Genomic DNA, 22,299 nt, shown 5'->3' with positions numbered 1-22,299 from the left:
GGACAAAGGGACTCCGGCCAGGGTCTCCTGGCGCTCCGGCGAAAGGCGGTCCCGAGTCTGCGGCGGCTCGCCCGGGGGGTCACGAGAGCGCCCTGTCCGGCCGCCGACAAGGCCGGCACGGCCAACGACAATGCTGCGCAGACGGCCAGCAGCTTCAGACTCATCCCCGGCCTCCCCAAGAAGTCCTGCCTTTCATTCGTTTCGCCGCCCTCGCCAGCGATTTCAAAACCTTTCCCTTATCGGCGTTGGCCCGTTCAGCGCCTCATATTGGCGGACCGCATAGCGGTCGGTCATCCCCGCGATGAAGTCGCCGATGCGGCGGTCGACCGCCACCTGATCGCCGGTTCCCGGCCGCCACGGCTCCGGCAGCAGGCCCGGATCGGCGCGATAGGTCTCGAACAGCCGGGTCAGGATCGCCTGCGCCTCCACCCGGACCGCCTTCACTTCTGCCGCGTCATACATCCGCGCGTGGAGGAATTGCTTCAGCAGCCGCTCCTGCGCGGCCATGGCGGGGGAGAAGCCGGCGAGCTGGCGGCCGGCGTCGCGGACCTGCGCGATCGAACTGAGCCCCGCGGCGAGCCTCTCGGTTTCCCCGAGCACGTCATTGACCATCCGCCCGATCAGCTCGCGCACCAGCTCCGGGGCCAGCCGCGCCTCGACCTCGTCCGGATAGCGCGCACGCACCGCCGCCCAGGCCTCGGCAACGAGCGGCACCTCGAGCAGCTCCGCCAGCGTGAACAGGCCGGCGCGCAGGCCGTCGTCGATGTCGTGATTGTCATAGGCGATGTCGTCGGCGATCGCCGCGACCTGCGCCTCCAGGCCTGGCCACGATTCGAGCGCGAGGTCGAACCCCTCATTGGCCTCGGCCAGCGCCCAGGGGAGAGGCCCGGTCACCGGGCCGTTATGCTTGGCGAGGCCCTCCAGCGTCTCCCAGCTGAGGTTCAGCCCGTCGAAGCGCGGATAGGGCGTCTCCAGCCGGGTCAGCAGCCTGAGCGTATGGGCATTGTGGTCGAAGCCCCCCGCATCCGCCATCGCCGCCTGCAGCGCGTCCTCGCCGGCATGGCCGAAGGGCGGGTGACCGATGTCATGGGCAAGGCAAAGCGCCTCGGTCAGGTCCTCATTGAGGCCGAGCGCGCGCGCCATGGTCCGGCCGATCTGCGCGACCTCCAGGCTATGCGTCAGGCGGACCCGGAAATGGTCGCCGTCGGGCGCGACGAAGACCTGCGTCTTGTGCCGCAGCCGGCGGAACGGAACGCTGTGGATGATCCGGTCGCGGTCGCGCTGGAAGGCGTCGCGCGGTCCGCGGCTCGCCCTATCGTCCTCGGCGTGTCGACGACCGCGGCTGGCCCGAGGATCCGCCGCGAGCATTGCGAGCGGTGGCGCTGGCGGCCGGTTTGCCGCCCCGGGCGCTCCGTCCGGTCGTGTTGCGGCCGGTGGCGGCGCTGGCGGCGCGGGTGTTGGCGGGGCTGTTCCGCCCGGCGCGGCTGTTGCCGGTTCCGGTTCGGCTGTTCCCGGTGCGGCTGTTTGCGGTGCCGTTCCGGTTCCGTCCGGTACTGGCGGCGGTGCGCTCGGCCGGCTTGCCGCCGTTGCGGGCGCTGCCGCCGCGCCCGTTGCGTCCCCCGGCGCTGGAGCGCTCGGTGGCGGCGGTGCGGGTGCGGGCGGTGGAGCGGGGTTCATTGGTTGCGGCTGCCAGCTGGTCTATCCGCTGCCCGGCCTCGCTTGTCCAGCTGTGCGCCGGCACGCCCTGCGCGCTGAGCTGGCGCGCGAAGCTGTTCGCCGCGGCCTCGTTCGGGAAGGGGCCCACGACCATCCGGTTCGGCCCGGCATAGGCTGCCCGCCCGTTGAGCAAAGCGGGCGCGCGCCGGCGGAACTGGCCGTAATTGTAGATCAGGCCCGCCCGGTTGCTGCCGGTCGCGACCTGCACCCAGACGCGGCTCGGATTGGCCTGCGCCGGCGTCTGCCGGGTGCGGCTGCGCGTGGTCGGGGCCGGGTTCGCCTCGGCGCGGCGGGTCGTGCGCGCGGGCTCGCTGCGGGCCGGGGCCGCGACCTCTGTCCGCTCCTCGTCCTTCAGCTCGTCCACGGCCGAGGTGACGATGCTGAAATCGGGCAGCGAGCGCTGCGGCGCGGCCTCGGGAGCGCGGCCGAGCGCGCGCCCCTGCGGCACCAGCGAGAAGCCCGGGCTGCTGCTATTGTCCTGCCGCGGATAGACGTTGGGCGAAGGCCGCGGCGGCGGCGGCGAGGGCGGCCGGCTCGGATAGGCGTTCTGCCGCTCGTCGAGCACCGGCGTCGGCCAGGCCGGCGCCGGGCTGCCCGACTGGGCGGAGGCATAACGCTGCGGCTGCGGCGAGGGGCCGCCCGCACCCGTGGGCTCGAGCTGGGCGAAGGAAGGCGCGCTATACTGGCGGCGCGGCGCGGCCTCGGCGCTCCGCGTCGGCGCCGGCCGGATCTGCGTGGTCAGCCTGTTGTCCTCAGCATCCGGCCGGCGTCGGCCCGCGGCCATGTCGACCGAGGAGGACGAGCCGCCGCGGATGCGGGTCCGGCCCATCGGCACGCTGCCCTGCGCCATGGCGAGCGCGCCCGGATCGGCGGCGACGTCCGCCTGCGCGAAGCGCCCGGCCCGGCCGTCGCTCGGGAACCGGCCGAAATGCACGGCCATGGCCTTTTGCGACGGGCTCAGGGTTGCGAGGCGCTGCAGGAAGGGGGTGAGCGCGTCGGCGGCGCCGGGCATCATGCTGCGCGCGGTCTGGCCGGCCCCGGCGGCATCGCCGGTCAGCGCGAGGATGAAAGCCTGGGTCCGCCACGCGGCCCGGTCATTGGCCCGCAATTGCGGATCGATCATCCGCAGCGCCTCGGCCCGCTGGCCGCTGATCGCGAGCGACAATGCCAGGCGCCGGCGTACCTCGGGATCGTCCTCGCGGCGCAGCGAGAGCGCATAATCCGCCTGCGCGCGCGCCGGGAAGCCGAGCGTATCCCAGGCCAGGCCGCGGTCGGCGGCAATCTCGGATTCGGGCGCGCCCATGCGCACGGCCTCCGTGAAGAGGGGCAGGGCCTCGCTCGCCCGCTCCAGCCGCACCAGCGCCTGCGCCATGCCGGCCTTCGCCCGCGCGCTCTGCGGATCAGCATCGGCCGCGCGGCCGAAGAAGTTCAGCGCCGCGTCCAAATCGCCCATCTCGAGCGCGGCCGCGCCGGCGCCGTTCAGCGCGCTGACGCTCCGCGGATTCTGGGCGAGCGTGGTCAGGTTGCGGCGCAGTTCGCTGCCCGCACCATCGTCCAGCGGCTGCACGATCGCCCCCGGCGGCAGGGCCGCACGGTCCTGCGCGAGCGCCCCCGGCGCGATCCAGACACTCCCCAGCGCCAGCGGCAAGAAGCCGCGGCGTATCCCCCGCATCTTCGATGAAAACATAACGCGCCCGGTAGACAGGGCCGAAGCTGTACCGGCAATGACCTGCGACGCTGCGCTGCGGTCAGACGTTCGCCTGGGACGGCGAAGGGAGGCCGCTTGCGGATTCAAGCCCCTGAAAAAGCAGGGGCGGCAAATCTGCCGCCCCCGCCTTCGTCCCGGACTGTCCGGCTTATTGGTTGTTCTGCCGGTTGAGGAAGCGCGGAATGTCCAGCGGATCGCGCGTTCCCGTCTTCAGGCGCGGCGTCTCGGCCGCATCGGCCTCGGGCACCTGCGCCTTCTGCGCGCCGCGGGCGATGCTCGACATGCGCTCGAAGAGCGTGCCGGCCGGACGCGGCGCTTCGGGCTCGGCGGCCGGCGCCGGCTCCTCCTGGGTCAGCCAGGCGCGGGTCGCCGGCTGCGGCGTCTCGGCCATGTCGTCGGCGGTCATCTCGTCGCCGAGCAGCAGTTCGTCGGACGGCCCCTCGGTCGTCTCGGCCATGCTCTCGTCGAGCATCATCTCGGGCTCCTCGGCCGCTTCGGCCGCCAGCTCGATCGGCGCCTCGGCCGGCGCCTCGGCGGCGATCTCCTCCGGCGGGGTCAGCGTGATCGGGGCAGCGGCGGGCGCTTCCTCGATCGCCGGTTCCTCGGCCTTCGGCTCGGGCGTGGTCTGGCGCGCGGCCGGGAAGGCGAAGACCTTGGCCGGCTGCGGGATCGGCATGACCTCCTCGGCGCCGATGCCGGTGGCGACCACCGAAACCCGGATCTTGCCGTCCAGATCGTTGTTGAAGGCCGAGCCCCAGATGATGTTCGCGTCCGGATCGACCAGCTCGCGAATATGGTTGGCAGCCTCGTCCACCTCCATCAGGCGCATGTCCTCGCCGCCGGTGATCGAGATGATGACGCCCTTCGCGCCCTTCATCGAGACGCCGTCGAGCAAGGGATTGGCGATCGCCTGCTCGGCCGCCTCGATCGCGCGATTGTCGCCGGCGGCCTCGCCCGTCCCCATCATCGCCTTGCCCATCTCGGACATGACCGAGCGGACGTCGGCGAAGTCGAGGTTGATCAGGCCGGGCATGACCATCAGGTCGGTGATCCCGCGCACGCCCTGCTGCAGCACCTCGTCCGCCATCTGGAACGCTTCCTTGAAGGTCGTGTTCGGGTTGGCGATGCGGAACAAATTCTGGTTCGGGATGACGATCAGGGTGTCGACATGCTGCTGCAGCTCGGCAATGCCGGCCTCGGCGCTGCGGCCGCGGCGCAGGCCCTCGAAGCTGAACGGCTTGGTGACGACGCCGACGGTCAGGATCCCGCGATCCCTGGCCGCCTTGGCGATGATCGGCGCGGCGCCGGTGCCGGTGCCGCCGCCCATGCCGGCCGCGATGAAGCACATGTGCGCGCCTTCCAGCGCCTGCTCGATCTCGCTGATCGCCTCCTCGGCGGCGGCCTTGCCGATCTCCGGGCGGGAGCCGGCGCCGAGGCCCTGGGTGATCCTGAGGCCGAGCTGGATCTTGCGGTCCGCGAGGCTGTGGTTGAGCGCCTGGGCGTCGGTGTTGGCGACGATGAAGTCGACCCCCTGGACGTCCGCCTGGATCATGTTGGCAATGGCATTGCCGCCGGCGCCGCCGACCCCGATCACGCTGATCCGCGGGCGGAGCTCTTCCACTTCCGGACGGATGAAATCGATGCTCATAACCAGTCTCCCCATCGCGCCGTCCAGGACCGGCGCTCTCCTCCTAAATGCTTTTGCCCGAAGCGATTCTTCGGAGCGAGCGGAAAGTTAACGAAACCGTCATTCTATCCACAGTTTTATCCACTTTCCCTCAATACTGAGTCCGAAATGCCGCAATCAGGCGCTGGAGCCAGTTGCCCGACGCCTTTTCGCCCGTTTCCTTCGGCCCGAACCCGATCCTGAGGTCGATCTCGCCCGACGCCGCGAACTGGGCCAGGCCCGCCAGGGTCGAGAAAGCCGGGCCGCTATGGGCCTCCGGCAAGCCCGGCATGTTGGGACGCCCGATCCGCACCGTCCGGCCAAGAACCCCCTGGGCATAGTCGGCGATCCCCTTGAGCTCCGCGCCTCCGCCCGTCAGCACCACCTGTCGTCCGATCGCGCCGCCGAAGCCCATCGATTTCAGCGCCTCCTCGATCTGCGCCATCAGCCCCTCGAGCCGCTGGCGGATCACCGAGACGAGCTGGGCGCGGGTGATGCGCGAGGCCTCGACCCCTTCCTGCCCGCCCGCGATCGGGGCGAGCTCGATCATGTCGTGATTGTCGCGTGGGCTGGTCATCGCCGAGCCGTAGAAGCATTTGATCCGCTCGGCCTCGACGCGGCGCGTGCCGAAGGCGGCGGCGATGTCGTCGGTGATGTCGCCGCCGCCGATCGCCAGCGACTTGAGGCCGACGAGCATCCCGCCGGCGAACACCGAGACGTTGGTGACGCCGCCGCCCAGCTCGACCAGCGCCACGCCAAGCTCGCGCTCCTCCTCGGAGAGGCAGGCCTTGCCCGCCGCCACCGGCGAAGCGACCGTCGCCTCGACGCCGAGATGGGCCGAGCGGACGCAGAGGTTGAGGTTCTTCCAGGGCGCCGGATCGGCGGTGATGACGTGGATGTTGACGCCGAGCTTCTCCGCATGGAGCCCGCGCGGCTGCTTGACGCCGTTCACCTCGTCGATCGTGTAGAAGGCCGGCAGGGCATGGAGCAGCTGGCGCCCTTCCCGGCCGATCGCCGACCAGCCCTTGGCGAGCAGATTGTCGATATCCTCGTCCGAGATGCGCCCCCCGCCGATCCCGACCTCGACATCGACCATGTCGCTCATCATCCCGCCGGCGGAGAAGCCGATGAACACCTGGTCGACCTGGGTGCCGGCGATGCGCTCCGCCTGCTCCATCGACTCCCGGATTGCGATCTCGCTCTTCTCCATGTCGGCGATGAAGCCGCGCTTGACGCCGCGGCTCTCGCGCTGGCCGGTGCCGAGGATGCGCAATTTCCCGTCCACGCCGGGCTCGGCGATCAGCGCGCAGACCTTGGACGAGCCGACGTCGAGCGCCGCCACGAGGGTCCTGGGCTGGGTCTGGACGGGCCGACGTGCCATCAAATGGTTTCCGACAGGTCGGCCGGCGGCTGGCCCGGCGACGGCGCGGCCGGCGCCTCGGGGACGCGGGCCCCGGGCTCGCGGGAGATGCGGATATAGGCGCGGCGCGGATCGCGCATGTCGATCCGGGCGAAGCCGCGGCCGAGCAGGCTGTCGCGCTGGTCGAGCTGGGCGAAGCGCTCGATCGCGCGGCGCGCCTCAGCTTCGCCCTCGGGCAGGCTCAATGTCTCGCCGCCCTGGAAGTGCAGGTCCCAGCGGCGCCCGCCGATCCAGGCCGCGTCGGTCACCATCGGCCTGAGCCGCGGCGCGGCGTCGAGCAGGGCGCTGAGCGAGGCGTAATGGCGGTTGGCGTCCGGCCCGATCAGCCGCACCATTTGCGGCATGGCCGTGCCGACGGGTTCGAGCACCACACCCTCGGCGTCCACCAGACTGAAGCGGCCATTCTGCTGCCAGACCGCGACCGGCACGCGCTCGATCACCTCGACGACGAGCGTGTCGGGGAGCCGGCGGGACACGCGCGCCTCGCGGATCCAGGGCAGGCGCATCAGCCGCTCGCGCGTCCCGTCCAGGTCGACGAGCGGCATGGCCGCGCTCTGCTGGCTGAATGCGATATCGTAGATCGCCTGGGTCGAGACCCGGTGATTGCCGCGCGTCTCCACGTGGCGGAGGGTGAAGCCGAGCTTGCCCACGCCCTCGCCGATCGCCAGCGCGGCCAGCTGCGGCAGGCGAAAGGCCATGACCGTGGCGACAAGCGTGACGACGACCAGGGCCAGGAACGACCAGCGCAGCAGCTTGCGGGCCGTGCCCGGCTCGAGGCCGAGGCCCTCGAACATGCCCTCCGGCTGCTTCGCCTTCCGCCGCGTCTGGACGGCCCGCCCGCCGCCGCTGCTCCTGGACCGCGACGTCCCGCCGCCCCCTTTGATCGCCCGTGCGCTCATAACGCCATCTCCACCAAACGCTCGCACAGCTCCGGATAGTCGATGCCCCGGTAGCGCGCCTGCTCGGGCACGAGGCTGAGCGGCGTCATCCCGGGCTGCGTGTTGACCTCGAGCAGATAGACGCCTTCCGCACCCCGCTCGTCGTCCCAGCGGAAGTCTGAGCGGCTGGCGCCGCGGCAGCCGAGAATCCGGTGCGCGTCCCGGGCCATGCGCAGCATCGCCTCGGCGACGTCCGCGGGCACGTCGGCCGGGCAGACATGCTCGGTCAGCCCGTCCGTATATTTGGCGTCATAATCGTAGAAGCCGGTCTTGGGCTTGAGCTCGGTCACCGCCAGCGCCTCGTCGCCCAGCACCGCCACGGTCAGCTCGCGCCCGCGGATGAAGGGCTCGGCGAGCAGCCGGTCGAACTCCTGCCAGGGACCCCTGACGTCGCGACCGATCGGATCCCCATAATTGCCCTCGCGGGTGACGATCACGACGCCGACCGATGAGCCCTCGTTGACCGGCTTCAGCACATAGGGGCGCGGCAGCGGGTCGCCCGCATAGAGGCTCTCGCTCTCGACGATTTCGCCCGCCGGCATGCGGATGCCGGCCGGCACGAGGACCATCTTGGTGAGCTCCTTGTCAATCGCGATCACCGAGGTCTCGAGGCCGGAGTGGGTATATTTGAACCCCATCAGGTCCATCATGCCCTGCACCGTCCCATCCTCGCCGGGCGTGCCGTGCAAAGCGTTGAACACGACATCGGGCGCGGCCTCGAGCAGCCGCTGGGCGATGTCCCGCCCCATGTCGATCCGGGTGACGCGATGGCCGCGGCTCTCCAGCGCATCGGCGACGCCCGCCCCGGTCACCAGCGAGACCTCCCGCTCGGCCGACCAGCCACCCATCAGCACTGCGATGTGAAGCTTACGCACTAAACACCCACTCCGATCCTCTGGATTTCCCATTCGAGCTCGACGCCGCTGTCGGCCCTGACCCGGCGCCGCACTTCCTCGCCCAGCGCCTCGATGTCGGCGGAGCTCGCGCTGCCAAGGTTGAGCAGGAAGTTGCAATGCTTTTCGGACACCTGCGCCTCGCCGACGCGAAGGCCGCGGCAGCCGGCCTGGTCGATCACCTGCCAGGCCTTGCTCCCCGGCGGGTTCTTGAAGGTGGAGCCGCCGGTGCGGCTGCGCAAAGGCTGGCTCTCCTCGCGCGCGGCGGCGATCCGGTCCATCTCGGCCTGGATCGCGGCCGGCTCGCCCGGCTGGCCGCGGAAGATGGCGGAGACGACGACGCTGCCCTCGGGCAATTCGCTGTGCCGGTAGGTATAACCCAGTTCGTCCAGAGCGAGCCGCCGCAGCCGGCCGTCGCGCAACACCACCTCGCACTCGACGAGGATGTCCTGGACCTCGCGACCATAAGCGCCGCCGTTCATCCGCACGAAGCCGCCGACCGTCCCCGGGATGGAGCGCAGGAACTCGACGCCCGCAATGCCCGCATCGCGCGCAGTGGAGGAAACGAGGATGCCGCTCGCCCCGCCGCCGCAGCGCAGGCTCGTCGCGTCCAGCCGCTCGACCGTGGCGAAGGGCTTGCCGAGGCGGACGACCACGCCGGGTACGCCGCCATCGCGCACGATCAAATTGGAGCCGAGGCCGAGCGCCATCAACGGCACGGCCGGATCGAGCCCGGCGACGAAGTCCTGCAGGTCCGCGACGTCCTTCGGCTCGAACAGCCACTCGGCCCGGCCGCCCGACTTGAACCAGACCAGGGGCGCGAGTGGCGCGTCGGCGGTCAGCCGGCCGCGCACCTTCGGCAGGGTCTCGACCGCGCTCATGCCGCCGCCCCCGAGCGCCGCGCGCGGATCGCGTCCGCCAGCCCCGCCGCCCATTTCGTGATGTCGCCGGCGCCGAGGCAGATGATCATGTCGCCCGGCGCCGCCAGCCCCGCGAGCTGGCGCGCCACGTCGGCGGCATCGTCGACCGTGCAGGCGGCGCGGTGGCCGCGCTGCTTCAGGCCCTCGACCAGCGCCTCGTTATCCACGCCCTCGATCGGCTCCTCGCCCGCCGCATAGACCGGCGCGACCATGACGATGTCGGCATCGTTGAACGCGCCCTGGAACTCGCCCATCAGATCGCGGAGGCGCGTGTAGCGGTGCGGCTGCACGACCGCGATGACGCGGCCCTCGGCGCCCTCGCGCGCGGCCGAAAGCACCGCCGCGATCTCGACCGGGTGGTGGCCGTAATCGTCGATCACGATCGCGCCATCGACCTCGCCGACCCTGGTGAAGCGGCGCTTCACCCCGTCGAAGCTGGCGAAGCCGCGCTGGATGACCTCGTCGGCGATGCCCATCTCCGCCGCCACGCCGATTGCGGCGAGCGCGTTCTGGACATTGTGCCGGCCCGGCATGGGCAGCTCGATGCCGGTGATCACCCGCACCTCGCCATGACGGTCGCGCAGGCTCACGTCGAAGCGGTTGCCGCCCGGCACCGGCGTCACATTGTCGCCGCGAACATCGGCATGGGCGGCGAAGCCGTAGGTGACGACGCGCCGGTCCCTCAGCCGCGGGATGATCGACTGCACCTCGGGATGATCGACGCAGAGCAGGGCCGCGCCGTAGAAAGGCACATTCTCGACGAACTCGACGAAGGCGTCCTTCACCGCATCGAAGCCGCCATAATGATCGAGATGCTCGGGATCGATATTGGTGACCACCGCGATCGTGCCGTCGAGCCGCAGGAAGCTGCCGTCGCTCTCGTCCGCCTCGACCACCATCCAGTCGGACTTGCCGAGCCGGGCGTTGGAGCCATAGGCGTTGATGATGCCGCCGTTGATCACGGTCGGATCGATCCCGCCCGCATCCAGCATCGCCGCGATCATCGAGGTGGTCGTCGTCTTGCCGTGCGTCCCCGCCACTGCGATGTTGAGCTTGAGCCGCATCAGCTCGGCGAGCATCTCGGCGCGGCGCACCACCGGGATGCGCCGCTCATAGGCCGCGACCACCTCGGGATTGCTCTTCTTTACCGCGGTCGAGATCACCACCACCGCGGCGTCGCCGAGATTGTCCGGGCTGTGGCCGATCGCGATCGGGATGCCCTTCTTCCGCAGGCCCTCGACGACATAGGACTCGTTCATGTCGGAGCCCTGCACGCTGTAGCCGAGGATGCACATCACCTCGGCGATGCCCGACATGCCGATGCCGCCGATGCCGACGAAATGGATCGTGCCGATATCGATGCCCGCACCCTTCATGCCGGCACCGCCCCGGCCATCGGCCGCAGCACGTTCTCGCGCACGAAATTGGGATCGGCGCCCGGATCGCGCCCGGTCCGCTCGACCAGGTCGGCAAGGTCCTTCGCCGCGTTCGGCCGCCCCGCCTTCTTCGCCCGCTCGGCGGCATTGGCGAGCGCGCCGGGCTCGAGGCCGAGCTTCTGCATCTGCTTGGCGAGCTCGACCGGCGTGAATTTCGGCTGCGGGATCATCCGCGCCCCGCCCGCCCGCGCCATCTCCTTCGCGTTGAAGGTCTGGTGATCGTCGGTCGCGCTCGGCAGCGGCACGAGGATCGCCGGGCGGCCGGCCGCGGTCAGCTCGGCGATCGTCGAGGCGCCCGAGCGCGCGATGATCAGGTGCGACCAGCCGAGCCGCTCGGGCAGGTCCTCCATATAGGTGGCGAGGTCGGCGGGGATGCCGAGCGCCTCGTAGCGGGCGCGGACCCGCTCGATATCCTCGTCGCGGCATTGCTGGGTGACCTGCAGCCGCCGGCGGAAATGCTCGGGCAGCAGCGCCAGCCCCTCGGGCACGACCTCGGAGAGGATCGAGGCGCCTTGGCTGCCGCCGATCACCAGCAGCCGGAAGATGCCGTCCGCGTCCAGCGCCGGGAACGGCTGGTCGCGGAGGGCAAGCACCTCCTCGCGCACCGGATTGCCGACAAGATGCACCTTGTCCTGCGCCTTGGCGGGCAGCCGTTCGACCTGCGTATAGGCGGTGGCGACGGCATCGACGCGGCCGGCCATCAGCCGGTTCACCCGGCCGAGCACCGCATTCTGCTCGTGGATCAGGGTCGGGATGCGGTCGCGCTTTGCCGCCAGCAAGGCGGGGAAGGCCGGATAGCCGCCGAAGCCGATCACCGCCGAGGGCAGGAAGGTCTCGTAGAGCCGCAGCGCCATCGCCCGGCCGGTATGAATCGCCTTCACCGCCCGCAGCCAGCCGACCGGCCCGCCCGCCAGCCGCCCGGCCGGCAGGATGTGGACCTGGGCATTGTCGAACAGGCCGGGGATGCGCGCGCCCCGGTCGTCGGTGATCAGGGCCACCCGGTGCCCGCGCGCGAGCAGCTCCTCGGCGAGCGCATGGGCCGGGATCATATGCCCCCCGGTCCCGCCCGCGGCGAGGACATAGTGGCGGGACATCATCTGGCGAGCCCCCGCCAGGTCACGGAATAATTGCTCGAGGCCAGATGCGGGTTGCGCCGGGTGAAGGCGAGCAGCAGGCCGAAGCCGATGGCGAGCGCGATCATCGAGGAGCCGCCATAGGAGATGAACGGCAGGGTCATGCCCTTGGACGGGGCGATATGGACGTTGACCGCCATGTTGATTAGGGCCTGCAGCCCGAACTGGCCGACCAGGCCGGCGGCGGCGAGGACGAGGAACTTGTCCTCCTCGGCAAGCAGGCGGACGAGCACGCGCACGACGATCGTCATGTAGAGGATGGCGATCGCCAGGCAGGCGATGATCCCGAACTCCTCGCCGATCACCGAGAAGATATAGTCGGTATGCGGCTCGGGCAGGTGGAACTTGGCCGTGCCCGCGCCCGGCCCGACCCCGAACAGCCCGCCATGGGTGAGCGTCCGGAGCGCCGATTCCACCTGATAGGTATCGCCCTCGGAGAAGAGGAAGCCGTCGATCCGCTGCGTCGCCACGGGGTAGAAGAGATAGGCGAGGATGACGACGGCAACCGCGCCCGCGCCCAGCATGTAGAGGAACTTCATCGGCGCGCCGGACAGGGTGATCAGCAGCACCCAGGCCGAGACGAAGATGATCGTCTCGCCGAAATTCGGCTGGCGCATGAGCAGGATCGCGACCACGCCGGTCAGCATCGCCGACAGCGGCACCACCGGCAGCGACGGGTCCTTCTCCTTCAGCGAAAGGAGCCAGGCGATCGCGACGATGAAGAGCGGCTTCAGGAATTCGGACGGCTGGAACTGGGCGAAGCCGCTGAGCAGCCAGCGCCGCGCCCCGTTCACTTCCGTGCCGACGACCGGAACCAGGAACAGGCAGGCGAGCAGCACCGCCGCGCCCAGCAGGCAGAGCCGCCGGGCGGTCTGCTTGGGCAGCATCGAGCAGAAGATCATCACCGGAATCGCCACCGCGATCCACATCAGCTGCTTGTAGAAATAATAAAGCGGCGCGACCGTCGTGCCCTCGCCGGAGAGGCGCTGGCCGGCGGCCGGCGAGGCCGCGGCGACGGCGATCAGCCCGATCGCGATCAGCACCGCGACGAGGATCACCAGCACCTTGTCGATCTCCCAGAACCATTTCGCGCCGCTGCTGCGGTCGGACCGGCCGTAGCGCGGCGCCTTCTGGGGACGCTCCGGTGTCATCTTCATCCTCGCCGTCATGCTCATGAGAGGGCCCCCACCGCTTCGCGGAACGCCTGGCCCCGCGCCTCATAATCCCTGAACTGGTCGAACGACGCGCAGGCCGGCGAGAGCAGGACCACCTCTCCCGCCTTGGCCGCCCCCGCCGCCGCCTCGACCGCTGCATCCAGCACCCCGCATTCCGTCACCGGCACCTTGCCGGCGAGCAATTGCGCGAACATCGGCCCCGAATCCCCGATCGTATAGGCGCCCCGGACATGGCCCAGCTGCGCCTCGCAGGGGCCGAGGCTATGAGTCTTGGCGAGTCCGCCGACAATCCAGTGGATAGACGGATAGGCGGCCAGCGCGGGTGCCGCGGAATCCGGGTTGGTCGCCTTGCTGTCGTTGACGAAGAGGATGCCGTTCCGCTCGGCGACCCTTTCCATCCTGTGTGGCAGGCCGGGATAGGTGCGCAACCCTTCTTCAATCTTGGAAGGCCAGATATCGAATGTCTCGGCCACGGCGATGGCCGCCATGGCATTTTGCAGGTTATGCGGCCCTTGCAACGCGGGCCACTCCCTTTGGCGCTCCTTCAGACTTGGCCACGGATAGCCCAAACGCACATCGCGTCCCGGCCAAGACCATGCCTCTACGTCGAGCCCGTCGCACATCTGCCAGACCTCTTCATCCGCATCGCCGAAGATGCCGACATGGCCAGCTGACTGCATTTCGAAGAGGCGCCGCTTGGACAGGGCATAGGCACGGAAATCAGCGTACCGATCGAGGTGATCCGGCGTGACGTTCAACAGCACCGAGACGTCGCAATCGAGGCTGAAGGTCAGGTCGATCTGGTAGCTGGACAGCTCCAGCACATAGACGCCGCCCTCAGGGAGCGGATCCTGCGCAAGGATCGGGAGGCCGATATTGCCGCCCATCTCGGTCGGCACGCACGCGGTCTTCAGGATGTGGTGGACGAGCGCCGTGGTCGTCGACTTGCCGTTGGTCCCGGTAATCCCGACCACCTTGTGCGGCGGCAGCCCCGCCCGCGCCTGGGCGAACAATTCGATGTCGCCGATCACCGGTACGCCCGCCGCCCTCGCCTTCGCGGCGATCGGGTGCGTGTTGAGCGGCACGCCCGGCGAGACAACCACGCCGTCATAGCCGGCCAGGTCGATCTCCAGCGGATCGGCGAGCGTGACGCCCTCGCCTACGTTCGCCCGCGCCTCTTCCTTGCTGTCCCACGCCGTGACCTCGGCCCCGCTCGCGACCAGCGCCTCGACCGTCGCCAGCCCGGACCGGGCCAGGCCCAGCACCGCATAGCGTTTGCCGCGAAAGGCCGGGCTGGTGATCACCGCAGCTTCAGCGTCGACAGGCCGGCCAGTGCCAGCACGAAGGCGACGATCCAGAAGCGGATCACGACGGTGGGCTCGGACCAGCCCTTCTGCTCGAAATGGTGGTGGATCGGCGCCATCCGGAAGACCCGCCTGCCGGTGCGCTTGTAGACCAGCACCTGGATGATCACGCTCATTGCCTCGGCGACGAACAGGCCTCCGATGATGCCGAGCACGATCTCGTGCTGGGTGGAGACGGCGATCGCGCCGAGCGCGCCGCCCAGCGCGAGGCTCCCGGTATCACCCATGAAGACCGCCGCGGGCGGCGCGTTGAACCAGAGGAAGGCGAGCCCCGCCCCGACCATCGCCGAGCAGAGCACGGTGAGATCGCCCGCGCCCAGCACGAACGGGATGCCGAGATAGGAGGCGAAGATCTTGTTGCCGACCAGGTAGGCGATGACGATGAAGGCGAGGCTGGCGATGATCACGGGCATGGTCGCCAGGCCGTCCAGCCCGTCGGTCAGGTTCACCGCATTGCCGAACGCCACCACCACGAAGGCGGTGAACAGGATGTAGAAGGGCCCCAGGTCGACGACGGGCCCGTTGTAGAAGGGGATGTAGAGCTGCGTCCCGGCGCCATAGGTGATGATCCAGCAGCCGATGCCGGCGATCACGAATTCCGCCAGGAGGCGGACCTTGCCGGAGACGCCCTTGTGGTGGCGCTTCTTCACCTTGTCATAATCGTCCATGAAGCCGATCGCGCCGAAGCCGACGGTGATGAACAGGCAGGCCCAGAGATAGCGGTTGGAGAAATCCATCCAGAGCAGCATCGAGACGGTGATCGAGGTCAGGATCATCAGCCCGCCCATGGTCGGCGTGCCCCGCTTGGCGAGGTGGGAGAGCGGGCCGTCCTCGCGGATCGGCTGGCCCTTGCCCTGGCGGACGCGCAGCCAGCCGATGAACTTCGGCCCGATCAGCAGGCCGAGCACGAGCGCGGTAAAGGTCGCCGCGCCCGCGCGGAAGGTGATGTACCGGAAGAGGTTCAGGAAGCTCGGATAGCCCAGCTGTTCTGCGATCCAGAGAAACATCAGTCCGTCCCGGCCGCCAGCGCTTCGACGAGCGCGGCAAGCCCGATTGAGTTCGATCCCTTGACGAGCAAGGCATCGCCCGGTCCGATCGCCGCGCGGGCGAGCGGCAGGGCGGACGCCGCGTCGGGCACATGCGCCATTTTGAGTTGCCCGCCAAGGGCCTTTGCAAGCGCCTCCATCTCCCGGCCGACGAGGATCGCATAATCGACGCCGGCCTCCTCCAGCCGCCCGGCCAGAGCGCGGTGGAAGTCGTCGCTGTCGGGGCCGAGCTCGCGCATCGCGCCGAGCACCGCGATCCGCCGCCCGTCCACCTGCTCCTCGCCGAGCACCTTCAAGGTCGCCGCCATCGAGGCCGGATTGGCGTTGTAGCTCTCGTCGATCAGCAAAGCCTCGCCGCCGTCGACCCTCAGGCGATGCCGCTCGCCGCGGCCCTTCAACCCGCCGAGATCGGCGAGCGCGAGGCCGGCGGCCGCGAGATCGCCGCCCACCGCCTCGACGGCAGCCAGCACGGCCAGCGCATTGGCCACCCAATGCTCGCCCGGCGGCGAGAGCGTGAAGCTCAGCGACGCGTCCGGCAGCTGCGCCGTCACCAGCGATCCGCCCTTGGGGCCGCGCACGACATAGGCGGCGCGGACGTCCGCGCCCTCGCCGAGGCCGAAGGTGACGATGTTCGCCGCCGAGGGCCGCGCCGCCGCGATCAGGCGGTCGCGATGCGGGCTGTCGAACGGGATGATCGCGGTGCCGCCCGGCTCCAGTCCCTGGAAGATCTCGCCCTTCGCGTCGGCGATCGCCTCGTCGCTGGCGAAGAATTCGCGGTGCGCCGGCGCGATCGTGGTCACGATCGCGACATGCGGGCGGACGATCCGCGTGAGCGCGGCCAGCTCGCCCGCATGGTTCATGCCCATCTCGAAGATGCCGAACCTGGTCGTGCGCGGCATCCGGACGAGACTGAGCGGCACGCCCGTATGGTTGTTGTAGCTCTTCACCGAGCGGTGCGCGCGGCCCGGCGCCGCCCGGTCGAGCGCGGCGTACAGGGCCTCCTTGGTTCCGGTCTTGCCGACCGAGCCGGTGACCCCGATCACCTTGCCCTGGCAGCGGTCGCGCGACGCCCAGGCGAGGTTGTTCAGGGCGAGCGTGGTGTCGGGCACATGGACGTGCGGCCCATCGACCTCCTCGCTGAGCAAAGCGCCGGCCGCGCCCGCCGCAAAGGCCTGCGCGACGAAGCGATGCCCGTCGGTCGCCTCGCCCTTCATCGCGATGAACAGGTCGCCCGGCCCGACTTCGCGGCTGTCGAAGGTGGCGCCGGCCGCGTCGAAATGGCCGTGCACGCTGCCGCCCGTCGCCTCGGCGATCTCCGCGGATGTCCAGAGGGGACTCATGCCGCTTCCTCCCGCGCTACCGTGACGTCGTCGAAGGGGAGCACCTTGTCCCCGACGATCTGGCCCTGCTCGTGGCCCTTGCCGGCGAGCAGGACGATGTCGCCGGGGCCGGCCTCCCCGATCGCGAGCCGGATCGCCTCGCGCCGGCCGGCCACCTCGGTCGCGCCCGGCGCCGCCGCCATGATCGCCGCGCGGATCCGGGCCGGATCCTCGGAGCGCGGATTGTCGTCGGTGACGATCACCCGGTCGGCCAGCCGCACCGCCGCCGCGCCCATTTCCGGCCGCTTGCCCTCGTCGCGGTCGCCGCCGGCGCCGAAGACGATGATCAGCCGGTCCCTGGCGTGCGGCCGCAGCGCCTCGATCGCGCTCTCGATCGCATCGGGCGTATGCGCATAGTCGACATAGACCGGCGCGCCGGCCTTGCTTATCACCGCCCGCTCCAGCCGCCCGCGCACCGGATGCACCCGGGCGAGGTTGGCGAGGGTCGGCTTCAGCTCGCCGCCGGTCGCGAGCACCAGCCCCGCGGCCGTCAGCGCATTATAGGCCTGGTAGGCGCCGATCAGCGCCAGGGTGACCGCGTGCGTCTTCCCCCCGGCCTCGATCGTCAATTTCTGCCCGAGCTGGGTCGGCTCGCGCTTCAGCAATTTCAGCGTCTCGCCCCCGGTGCCGACGGTCAGCACCTCCAGCCCCCGCGCCTTGCAGCGCGCGATCACCTCGCCCGATTTGGGATCGTCGGCCCAGACCACCGCCTTGGCCCCCGGCTCGAGGACATCCTCGAAGAGGCGCATCTTCGCCTCGAAATAGGCCTCCATGGTCAGATGATAGTCGAGATGGTCGCGGGTGAAGTTGGTGAACGCCCCCGCGGCCAGCTTCGGCCCCTCGCTGCGATATTGGGCGAGGCCGTGGCTCGACGCCTCGAAGGCGACATGCTGGATGCCCATCCGCTCCAGCCCGGCCATGTTGGAGAGGAAGGTGACGATGTCGGGCGTGGTCAGCCCGGTCTTCACCTGCTCGTCCGCCGTGGTCACGCCGAGCGTGCCGATGCTTGCCGAGGGATGCCCGGCCATGCGCCAGAGCTGGCGGACCAGCTCGACGTTGGAGGTCTTGCCGTTCGTTCCGGTGACCGCGACCACCGTCTCCGGAAAGGGCGCGAAGAATTTCGCTGCCAGCCGGGCGAAGGCGCGCCGCGGCTCCGGATCGGCGATATGCACCGCGCCCTCGACCCTGGCCTCCGGGCTCGAGACGATCGCCACCGCGCCATGCGAGACGGCGTCGGCGATATAGTCCTCGCCGTTGAAGCGCGTGCCCCGGAAGGCGCCGAACACCGTGCCCGGGGCGACCTTCCTATGGTCGATCGCGAAGCCGGTGACCGCTGCCGTCTCGTCGCTGCCGGTCAGGGCGCCCAGGTTCATCAGTGCCCCGCATTTTCATCATTGCCGCGCTCGGGCGGCATCAGGTCGCCGGTCGGGATGTCCCGGCTCATGTCGGGGATGATGCCGAGCAGCGGCCCGGCGCGCGAGATCACGCGGGAAACGATGGGTGCAGCGGTCCAGGCGGCCGTGGTCTGGCCTGAAGTGGCAGCCGTGGGCCGCGCCGAATCGATCATGACGAGCACCACATAGCGCGGCGCGTCCATCGGGAAAGCCGCGGCGAAGGTCGAAACGTTCTGATGACGGTTATAACCGCCGGTTCGTGATACTGTTTCAGCGGTGCCGGTTTTCCCGCCGACGCGGAAGCCGGGCGCGTTGGCGTTGCGACCCGTGCCGCGCATCACCACCAGCCGCAGCAGCTGGCGAATCCGGTAGCTTGTCGATTCCTGGTAGACGCGGCGGCCGGGCGCGGCGTGGCCCGGCTCGACGCGAAGCAGGGTGGCGGGGCGCAGCGTCCCGCCATTGACCAGCGCGGCATAAGCCAGCGCCAGGTGAAGCGGCGAGATTGCAACGCCATGGCCGTAGCCCGAGGTCATCACCGTCAGCCGACCCCAGTCGTGCGGCCAGATCGGCCGGCCGCGCTCGATCTCGATCGGCACCATAGTGTTGAAGCCGAGCGCGCGGAAGGCCGCCTGCATCCGCTCCGGCCCCATCTCGTCGGCGACCCGGGCGGTGGCGATGTTGGAGGAATGGACCATGAGCTCGGGAATGGTGATCGCGCGTCCCATCGGATGGTCGTCGCGGATCCGGAAACGGCCCACCTGGATCGGAGCGGACGCATCGTAGCGCTGGTTCATCGAGCGCACGACGCCGGCCTCGATCGCGGCCGCGATGGTGATCGGCTTGAAGGTCGAACCCAGCTCGTAGACGCCGACGGTCGCCCGGTTCATCATCGCTTCCAGGCCCGCGCGGCCGGCGTCGTTGGGGTTGATGATCGGCGCGGACGCCATGGCGACCACTTCGCCCGTGTCGACATCGAGCACGATGCCGCTGCCTCCCGCCGCCTGCATCGTGGCAACGCCATTGGAGAGTTCGGACTCGAGGATCGCCTGCACGCGCGTGTCGAGCGAAAGCGCGACCGGACGGCCGCGTTGCGCCGGGTCGACGAGCCGGTCCTGCAGCACCTTCTCCATCCCGGCGATGCCGCCCCGACCCTCGGCGGTCCAGCCGATCACATGGCCGGCGAGCGCGGTCTGCGGATAGAGCCGCTCGGGCTCCCGGTTGAAGACGAGGCCGGGCTCGCCGAGCGCGTTGACTGCCTGCACCAGCTCGGGCGCGGCCGGGCGGGCCAGGTAGACGAAGGTCCGCCGCCGGTCGGAGAGCAGGGCATAAAATTGCTGGGCCGTTCGCTCCGGCATCAGCCGGGCGAGCTGCTGCGCGAGCGCCGCCCGGTCGCCGATAATGTCGCGGGGCCGGGCCGCGATCGCCCAGGCATCGATCGTCCGCGCCAGCGGCACGCCGTTGCGGTCGACGATGTCGCCCCGCGCCGGCAGCAGCGGATCAACCGCGGCCGCATGCGCGGTGCGGTCGGTAAAGACCTGCAGCATGGCCAGCCGGCCGACGATCACCAGGGTGACGCCGACGAACAGCAGCATGACCAGCATCAGCCGGTGATAGGTGAGGGCCAGCCCTCCCTGCTGCGGCTGCTCGACCGGTGCGCGGGCGCGTCTGGCCTCCGCTGCGAGCGTCGCCATCAGTCCCGCGCGCTCCGGCGGCGCTCGGGCCGCTCGTCCTTGCGCAGCGCGCGGGCCGGCCGCTGGCTGGCCAGCAGGCGCCCCGAGGCGCCCCGGGCAGGCGCGGCCGCAGCGCGGCCGGTGGTCCGCGCCGGCGTGGTGCGGCGCTCGTCGCGGGTCGCGGTGCGGACCGGCGCCGGACGCCGCTCGTCGCGGCTGGCGGTGCGGACCGGGGCCGGGCGCCGTTCATCGCGGGCGGCGGTGCGGCTGCGCTCCTCACGCGGACCGGGGCGGATGTCGTCGCGGGCGGCAACCCGAACCGCGCGCTCCGGCTGGCGGCGCGGCGGCGCAGCGGCCTCGCGCTTGGCCGGAGCCGGCGCTGCAGGCCCGACCGACAGGCTGGCGCGGCGCACCTCCGCCTGGACTGGCGGGCGCGGCGCGGCGACGGCGCGCTGCGGCGCGGGCGTCGCGGCCGGGGCGTCGCCGGCCGGCGCGGCGCCGGTCTCGGCCGAGGCCATGCGCACTTCGGCCTGGTCGGAGATTTGCGGCTGGCGCGTGTCGAAGCGGGCGAGGCTCACATTCTGCTGGACATATTGCCCGGTCACCGGCGCGGCGAGCGCCAGCACGTCGTTGTTCCATTCCTCGAGCTGCGGGATCCGGCTGCGCGTACCGACCTCGGTCTGCAACGCGCGGATATTCTGCTGGGCGAGGATGATCTGCCGGTCGAGCTTCGCAAGCTCGGCCCGTTCCGCGGCCACGCGCAGGTTCAGCATGTAGCAGCCGAGCACGGCGACGCCGATCATGAACACCCAGACGACCGGCCTGAAACCCCTGGCGATCATCGCTCTGCTCCCTCTCCAGATTCCTGTCCCCAGGCCGGCGCGTCGGTGCGGCGCGCGGCCCTCAGCGTCGCGGACCGGGCTCGCGGATTGGCCTCCAGCTCGGCCGTCCCGGGCCTGACCGCCTTGCCGACCGCCTCGAAGGTAGGCGCCGGCCGGCTCTCGGGCGCCGCTGGGAGATGACGCGAGCCGGCCGGCATTGCCCCGCTCCGCGCTTTCAGGAAGCGCTTCACGATCCGGTCCTCGAGGCTGTGAAAGGTCACGACTGCAAGACGGCCGCCGGGCAACAATACGCGCTCGGCAGCCGCCAACCCGCCCTCCAGCTCGGCGAGTTCCTGGTTCACGTGGATACGGATGGCCTGGAAGGTCCGGGTGGCCGGATCCTTCTTCATGCCGGGATGATGGCCGGCCGCCCTGCGGACGATCTCGGCGAGCTGGGCGGTGCGCTCGATCGGCCGCGCGGCGACGATCGCCCGTGCGATTCGCCGCGCCTTCGGCTCCTCGCCCAGCTGGTAGATCACGTCGGCGATCTCGCCCTCGTCGGCATGGTTGAGGAAGTCGGCCGCGCTCTCGCCCTCGCGGGACATGCGCATGTCGGCGGGGCCGTCGGCCTGGAAGGAGAAGCCGCGCTCGGCCTGGTCGAGCTGCATCGAGGAGACGCCGATGTCGAGCGTGACCCCGTCGACCTTGTCGACACCGCGGGCGGCAAGCGCCTGACGCATCCGGGAAAAACGTTCCGGCACAAGCGTCAGGCGCCCCCCGCTCGAAGCGGCCAGCGTCTCGCCATACTGGATCGCCTCGGGATCGCGATCAAAAGCGAGGACGCGGGCCGCTCCCTTGGAAAGGATTGCCCTGGTGTAGCCGCCCGCCCCGAACGTGCCGTCGACGAAGGTCTCGCCCGGGGCGGGGGCGAGCGCCGCGACGACCTCGTCGAGGAGGACGGGGATGTGGCGCGCGGAGGGGGCCGGAGAGGGAGCGCTCATGCCTTCCCTCCGCGCTGCCGGAGATAATAGGAGGCGATGGTCTTCAGCCGGTCGCCGCCGACCTCGACCGCGACCTTCGGATTCCACAACTCGGCATAGCGGCCGCGGCCGACGAACAGCGCCATGTCCTCGATCCGGCCCTCCTCGCGGAGCAGTCCGCTGAGCACGATCCGGCCGCCGGCGTCGCAGTTGAGCCGCTCGCTCATCCCCCAGAGGCCGCGCTCCGCATCGTCGAACGCGTCGGGGTCGGCGCCGTTCTCGCGCTTGTCGAGCTCGGCCAGCATATGGGCGGAATAATTGTCGCCATGGACCATCAGGCAGGGCGCGCGGCCATGGACGGTGAGATGGATGTGGCGCGGCTCGGCCGGGATCAGGGCGTTGCGGATGAAGGCGGGAATGGACAGGCGGGATTTGCCGTCCACCGCGCTCAGCGCATTGCCCTGGAAAATCTCCGAATCCACGCCCTCAGTCCGCTCCCCAGACCGAGGCTCCCCCGTTTCACGGGCCCTTGCGATGCAGCGCCGCGTCGCAAGCGCGGTCCAACAGGAAACGCCCCTTCAAATCCAGCCCGGTGGATAACAAAGCAGGCATGGGATTAAAAGGGATTTAATGGGATTTT

At 70.2% G+C, this 22,299-nt stretch carries 18 protein-coding genes; all 18 read right to left on the bottom strand.

What is annotated here, in order from left to right:
- Positions 1-222: 222 nt before the first annotated feature.
- A complete protein-coding gene (locus VEC11_RS02720) occupies positions 223-1,368 on the bottom strand; it encodes a deoxyguanosinetriphosphate triphosphohydrolase (protein ID WP_464128887.1) in 1,146 nt (381 codons plus the stop codon).
- The gene (locus VEC11_RS02715) at positions 1,313-3,388 is read right to left on the bottom strand and encodes a tetratricopeptide repeat protein (RefSeq protein WP_464128885.1); all 2,076 of its coding nucleotides are present in this window, start codon (positions 3,386-3,388) and stop codon (positions 1,313-1,315) included. Before VEC11_RS02715 ends, VEC11_RS02720 begins: the two co-directional genes overlap by 56 nt.
- A 184-nt stretch (positions 3,389-3,572) precedes the next feature.
- Entirely contained in the window at positions 3,573-5,072 is a 1,500-nt protein-coding gene (gene ftsZ, locus VEC11_RS02710) for a cell division protein FtsZ (protein WP_464128883.1), read from the bottom strand.
- A gap of 130 nt (positions 5,073-5,202) precedes the next feature.
- Entirely contained in the window at positions 5,203-6,471 is a 1,269-nt protein-coding gene (gene ftsA / locus VEC11_RS02705; protein ID WP_464128882.1) for a cell division protein FtsA, read from the bottom strand.
- Entirely contained in the window at positions 6,471-7,409 is a 939-nt protein-coding gene (locus VEC11_RS02700) for a cell division protein FtsQ/DivIB (protein WP_464128881.1), read from the bottom strand. Before VEC11_RS02700 ends, ftsA begins: the two co-directional genes overlap by 1 nt.
- Positions 7,406-8,356 (bottom strand): D-alanine--D-alanine ligase, encoded by a 951-nt coding sequence (locus VEC11_RS02695; RefSeq protein WP_464128879.1) that lies wholly within the window; start codon positions 8,354-8,356, stop codon positions 7,406-7,408. The genes VEC11_RS02700 and VEC11_RS02695 overlap by 4 nt, the downstream gene beginning before the upstream one ends.
- Positions 8,323-9,222 (bottom strand): UDP-N-acetylmuramate dehydrogenase, encoded by a 900-nt coding sequence (gene murB / locus VEC11_RS02690; protein WP_464128877.1) that lies wholly within the window; start codon positions 9,220-9,222, stop codon positions 8,323-8,325. Before murB ends, VEC11_RS02695 begins: the two co-directional genes overlap by 34 nt.
- Positions 9,219-10,637 carry a UDP-N-acetylmuramate--L-alanine ligase gene (gene murC, locus VEC11_RS02685; protein WP_464128876.1) on the bottom strand — a complete coding sequence of 473 codons (1,419 nt, stop codon included), beginning with the start codon at positions 10,635-10,637 and terminating at the stop codon, positions 9,219-9,221. The genes murB and murC overlap by 4 nt, the downstream gene beginning before the upstream one ends.
- Positions 10,634-11,794: an undecaprenyldiphospho-muramoylpentapeptide beta-N-acetylglucosaminyltransferase gene (murG, locus tag VEC11_RS02680; protein ID WP_464128874.1), complete on the bottom strand. Its 1,161-nt coding sequence runs from the start codon at positions 11,792-11,794 to the stop codon at positions 10,634-10,636. Before murG ends, murC begins: the two co-directional genes overlap by 4 nt.
- Positions 11,791-12,987, bottom strand: a complete 1,197-nt coding sequence (locus VEC11_RS02675) for an FtsW/RodA/SpoVE family cell cycle protein (protein WP_464128872.1) — start codon at positions 12,985-12,987, stop codon at positions 11,791-11,793. Before VEC11_RS02675 ends, murG begins: the two co-directional genes overlap by 4 nt.
- A 14-nt stretch (positions 12,988-13,001) precedes the next feature.
- The gene (gene murD / locus VEC11_RS02670; RefSeq protein WP_464128871.1) at positions 13,002-14,309 is read right to left on the bottom strand and encodes a UDP-N-acetylmuramoyl-L-alanine--D-glutamate ligase; all 1,308 of its coding nucleotides are present in this window, start codon (positions 14,307-14,309) and stop codon (positions 13,002-13,004) included.
- Positions 14,306-15,376: a phospho-N-acetylmuramoyl-pentapeptide-transferase gene (mraY, locus tag VEC11_RS02665; protein WP_464128869.1), complete on the bottom strand. Its 1,071-nt coding sequence runs from the start codon at positions 15,374-15,376 to the stop codon at positions 14,306-14,308. The genes murD and mraY overlap by 4 nt, the downstream gene beginning before the upstream one ends.
- Positions 15,376-16,755 carry a UDP-N-acetylmuramoyl-tripeptide--D-alanyl-D-alanine ligase gene (locus tag VEC11_RS02660; RefSeq protein WP_464128868.1) on the bottom strand — a complete coding sequence of 460 codons (1,380 nt, stop codon included), beginning with the start codon at positions 16,753-16,755 and terminating at the stop codon, positions 15,376-15,378. The genes mraY and VEC11_RS02660 overlap by 1 nt, the downstream gene beginning before the upstream one ends.
- On the bottom strand, positions 16,752-18,167 hold the full coding sequence (locus VEC11_RS02655; RefSeq protein ID WP_464128866.1) for a UDP-N-acetylmuramoyl-L-alanyl-D-glutamate--2,6-diaminopimelate ligase: 1,416 nt from the start codon (positions 18,165-18,167) through the stop codon (positions 16,752-16,754). Before VEC11_RS02655 ends, VEC11_RS02660 begins: the two co-directional genes overlap by 4 nt.
- Positions 18,167-19,879 (bottom strand): peptidoglycan D,D-transpeptidase FtsI family protein, encoded by a 1,713-nt coding sequence (locus VEC11_RS02650; RefSeq protein WP_464128864.1) that lies wholly within the window; start codon positions 19,877-19,879, stop codon positions 18,167-18,169. Before VEC11_RS02650 ends, VEC11_RS02655 begins: the two co-directional genes overlap by 1 nt.
- A complete protein-coding gene (locus VEC11_RS02645; protein ID WP_464128861.1) occupies positions 19,879-20,700 on the bottom strand; it encodes a hypothetical protein in 822 nt (273 codons plus the stop codon). The genes VEC11_RS02650 and VEC11_RS02645 overlap by 1 nt, the downstream gene beginning before the upstream one ends.
- Positions 20,697-21,680 (bottom strand): 16S rRNA (cytosine(1402)-N(4))-methyltransferase RsmH, encoded by a 984-nt coding sequence (gene rsmH, locus VEC11_RS02640; RefSeq protein WP_464128860.1) that lies wholly within the window; start codon positions 21,678-21,680, stop codon positions 20,697-20,699. The genes VEC11_RS02645 and rsmH overlap by 4 nt, the downstream gene beginning before the upstream one ends.
- Entirely contained in the window at positions 21,677-22,141 is a 465-nt protein-coding gene (locus VEC11_RS02635) for a division/cell wall cluster transcriptional repressor MraZ (protein ID WP_464128858.1), read from the bottom strand. Before VEC11_RS02635 ends, rsmH begins: the two co-directional genes overlap by 4 nt.
- Positions 22,142-22,299 lie beyond the last annotated feature (158 nt).

The sequence above is a fragment of the Allosphingosinicella sp. genome, assembly GCF_035626655.1.
GTDB lineage: Bacteria > Pseudomonadota > Alphaproteobacteria > Sphingomonadales > Sphingomonadaceae > Allosphingosinicella.
Note: the sequence above shows the minus strand (reverse complement) of the source record. Positions and strands in the feature narration are given on the sequence as shown.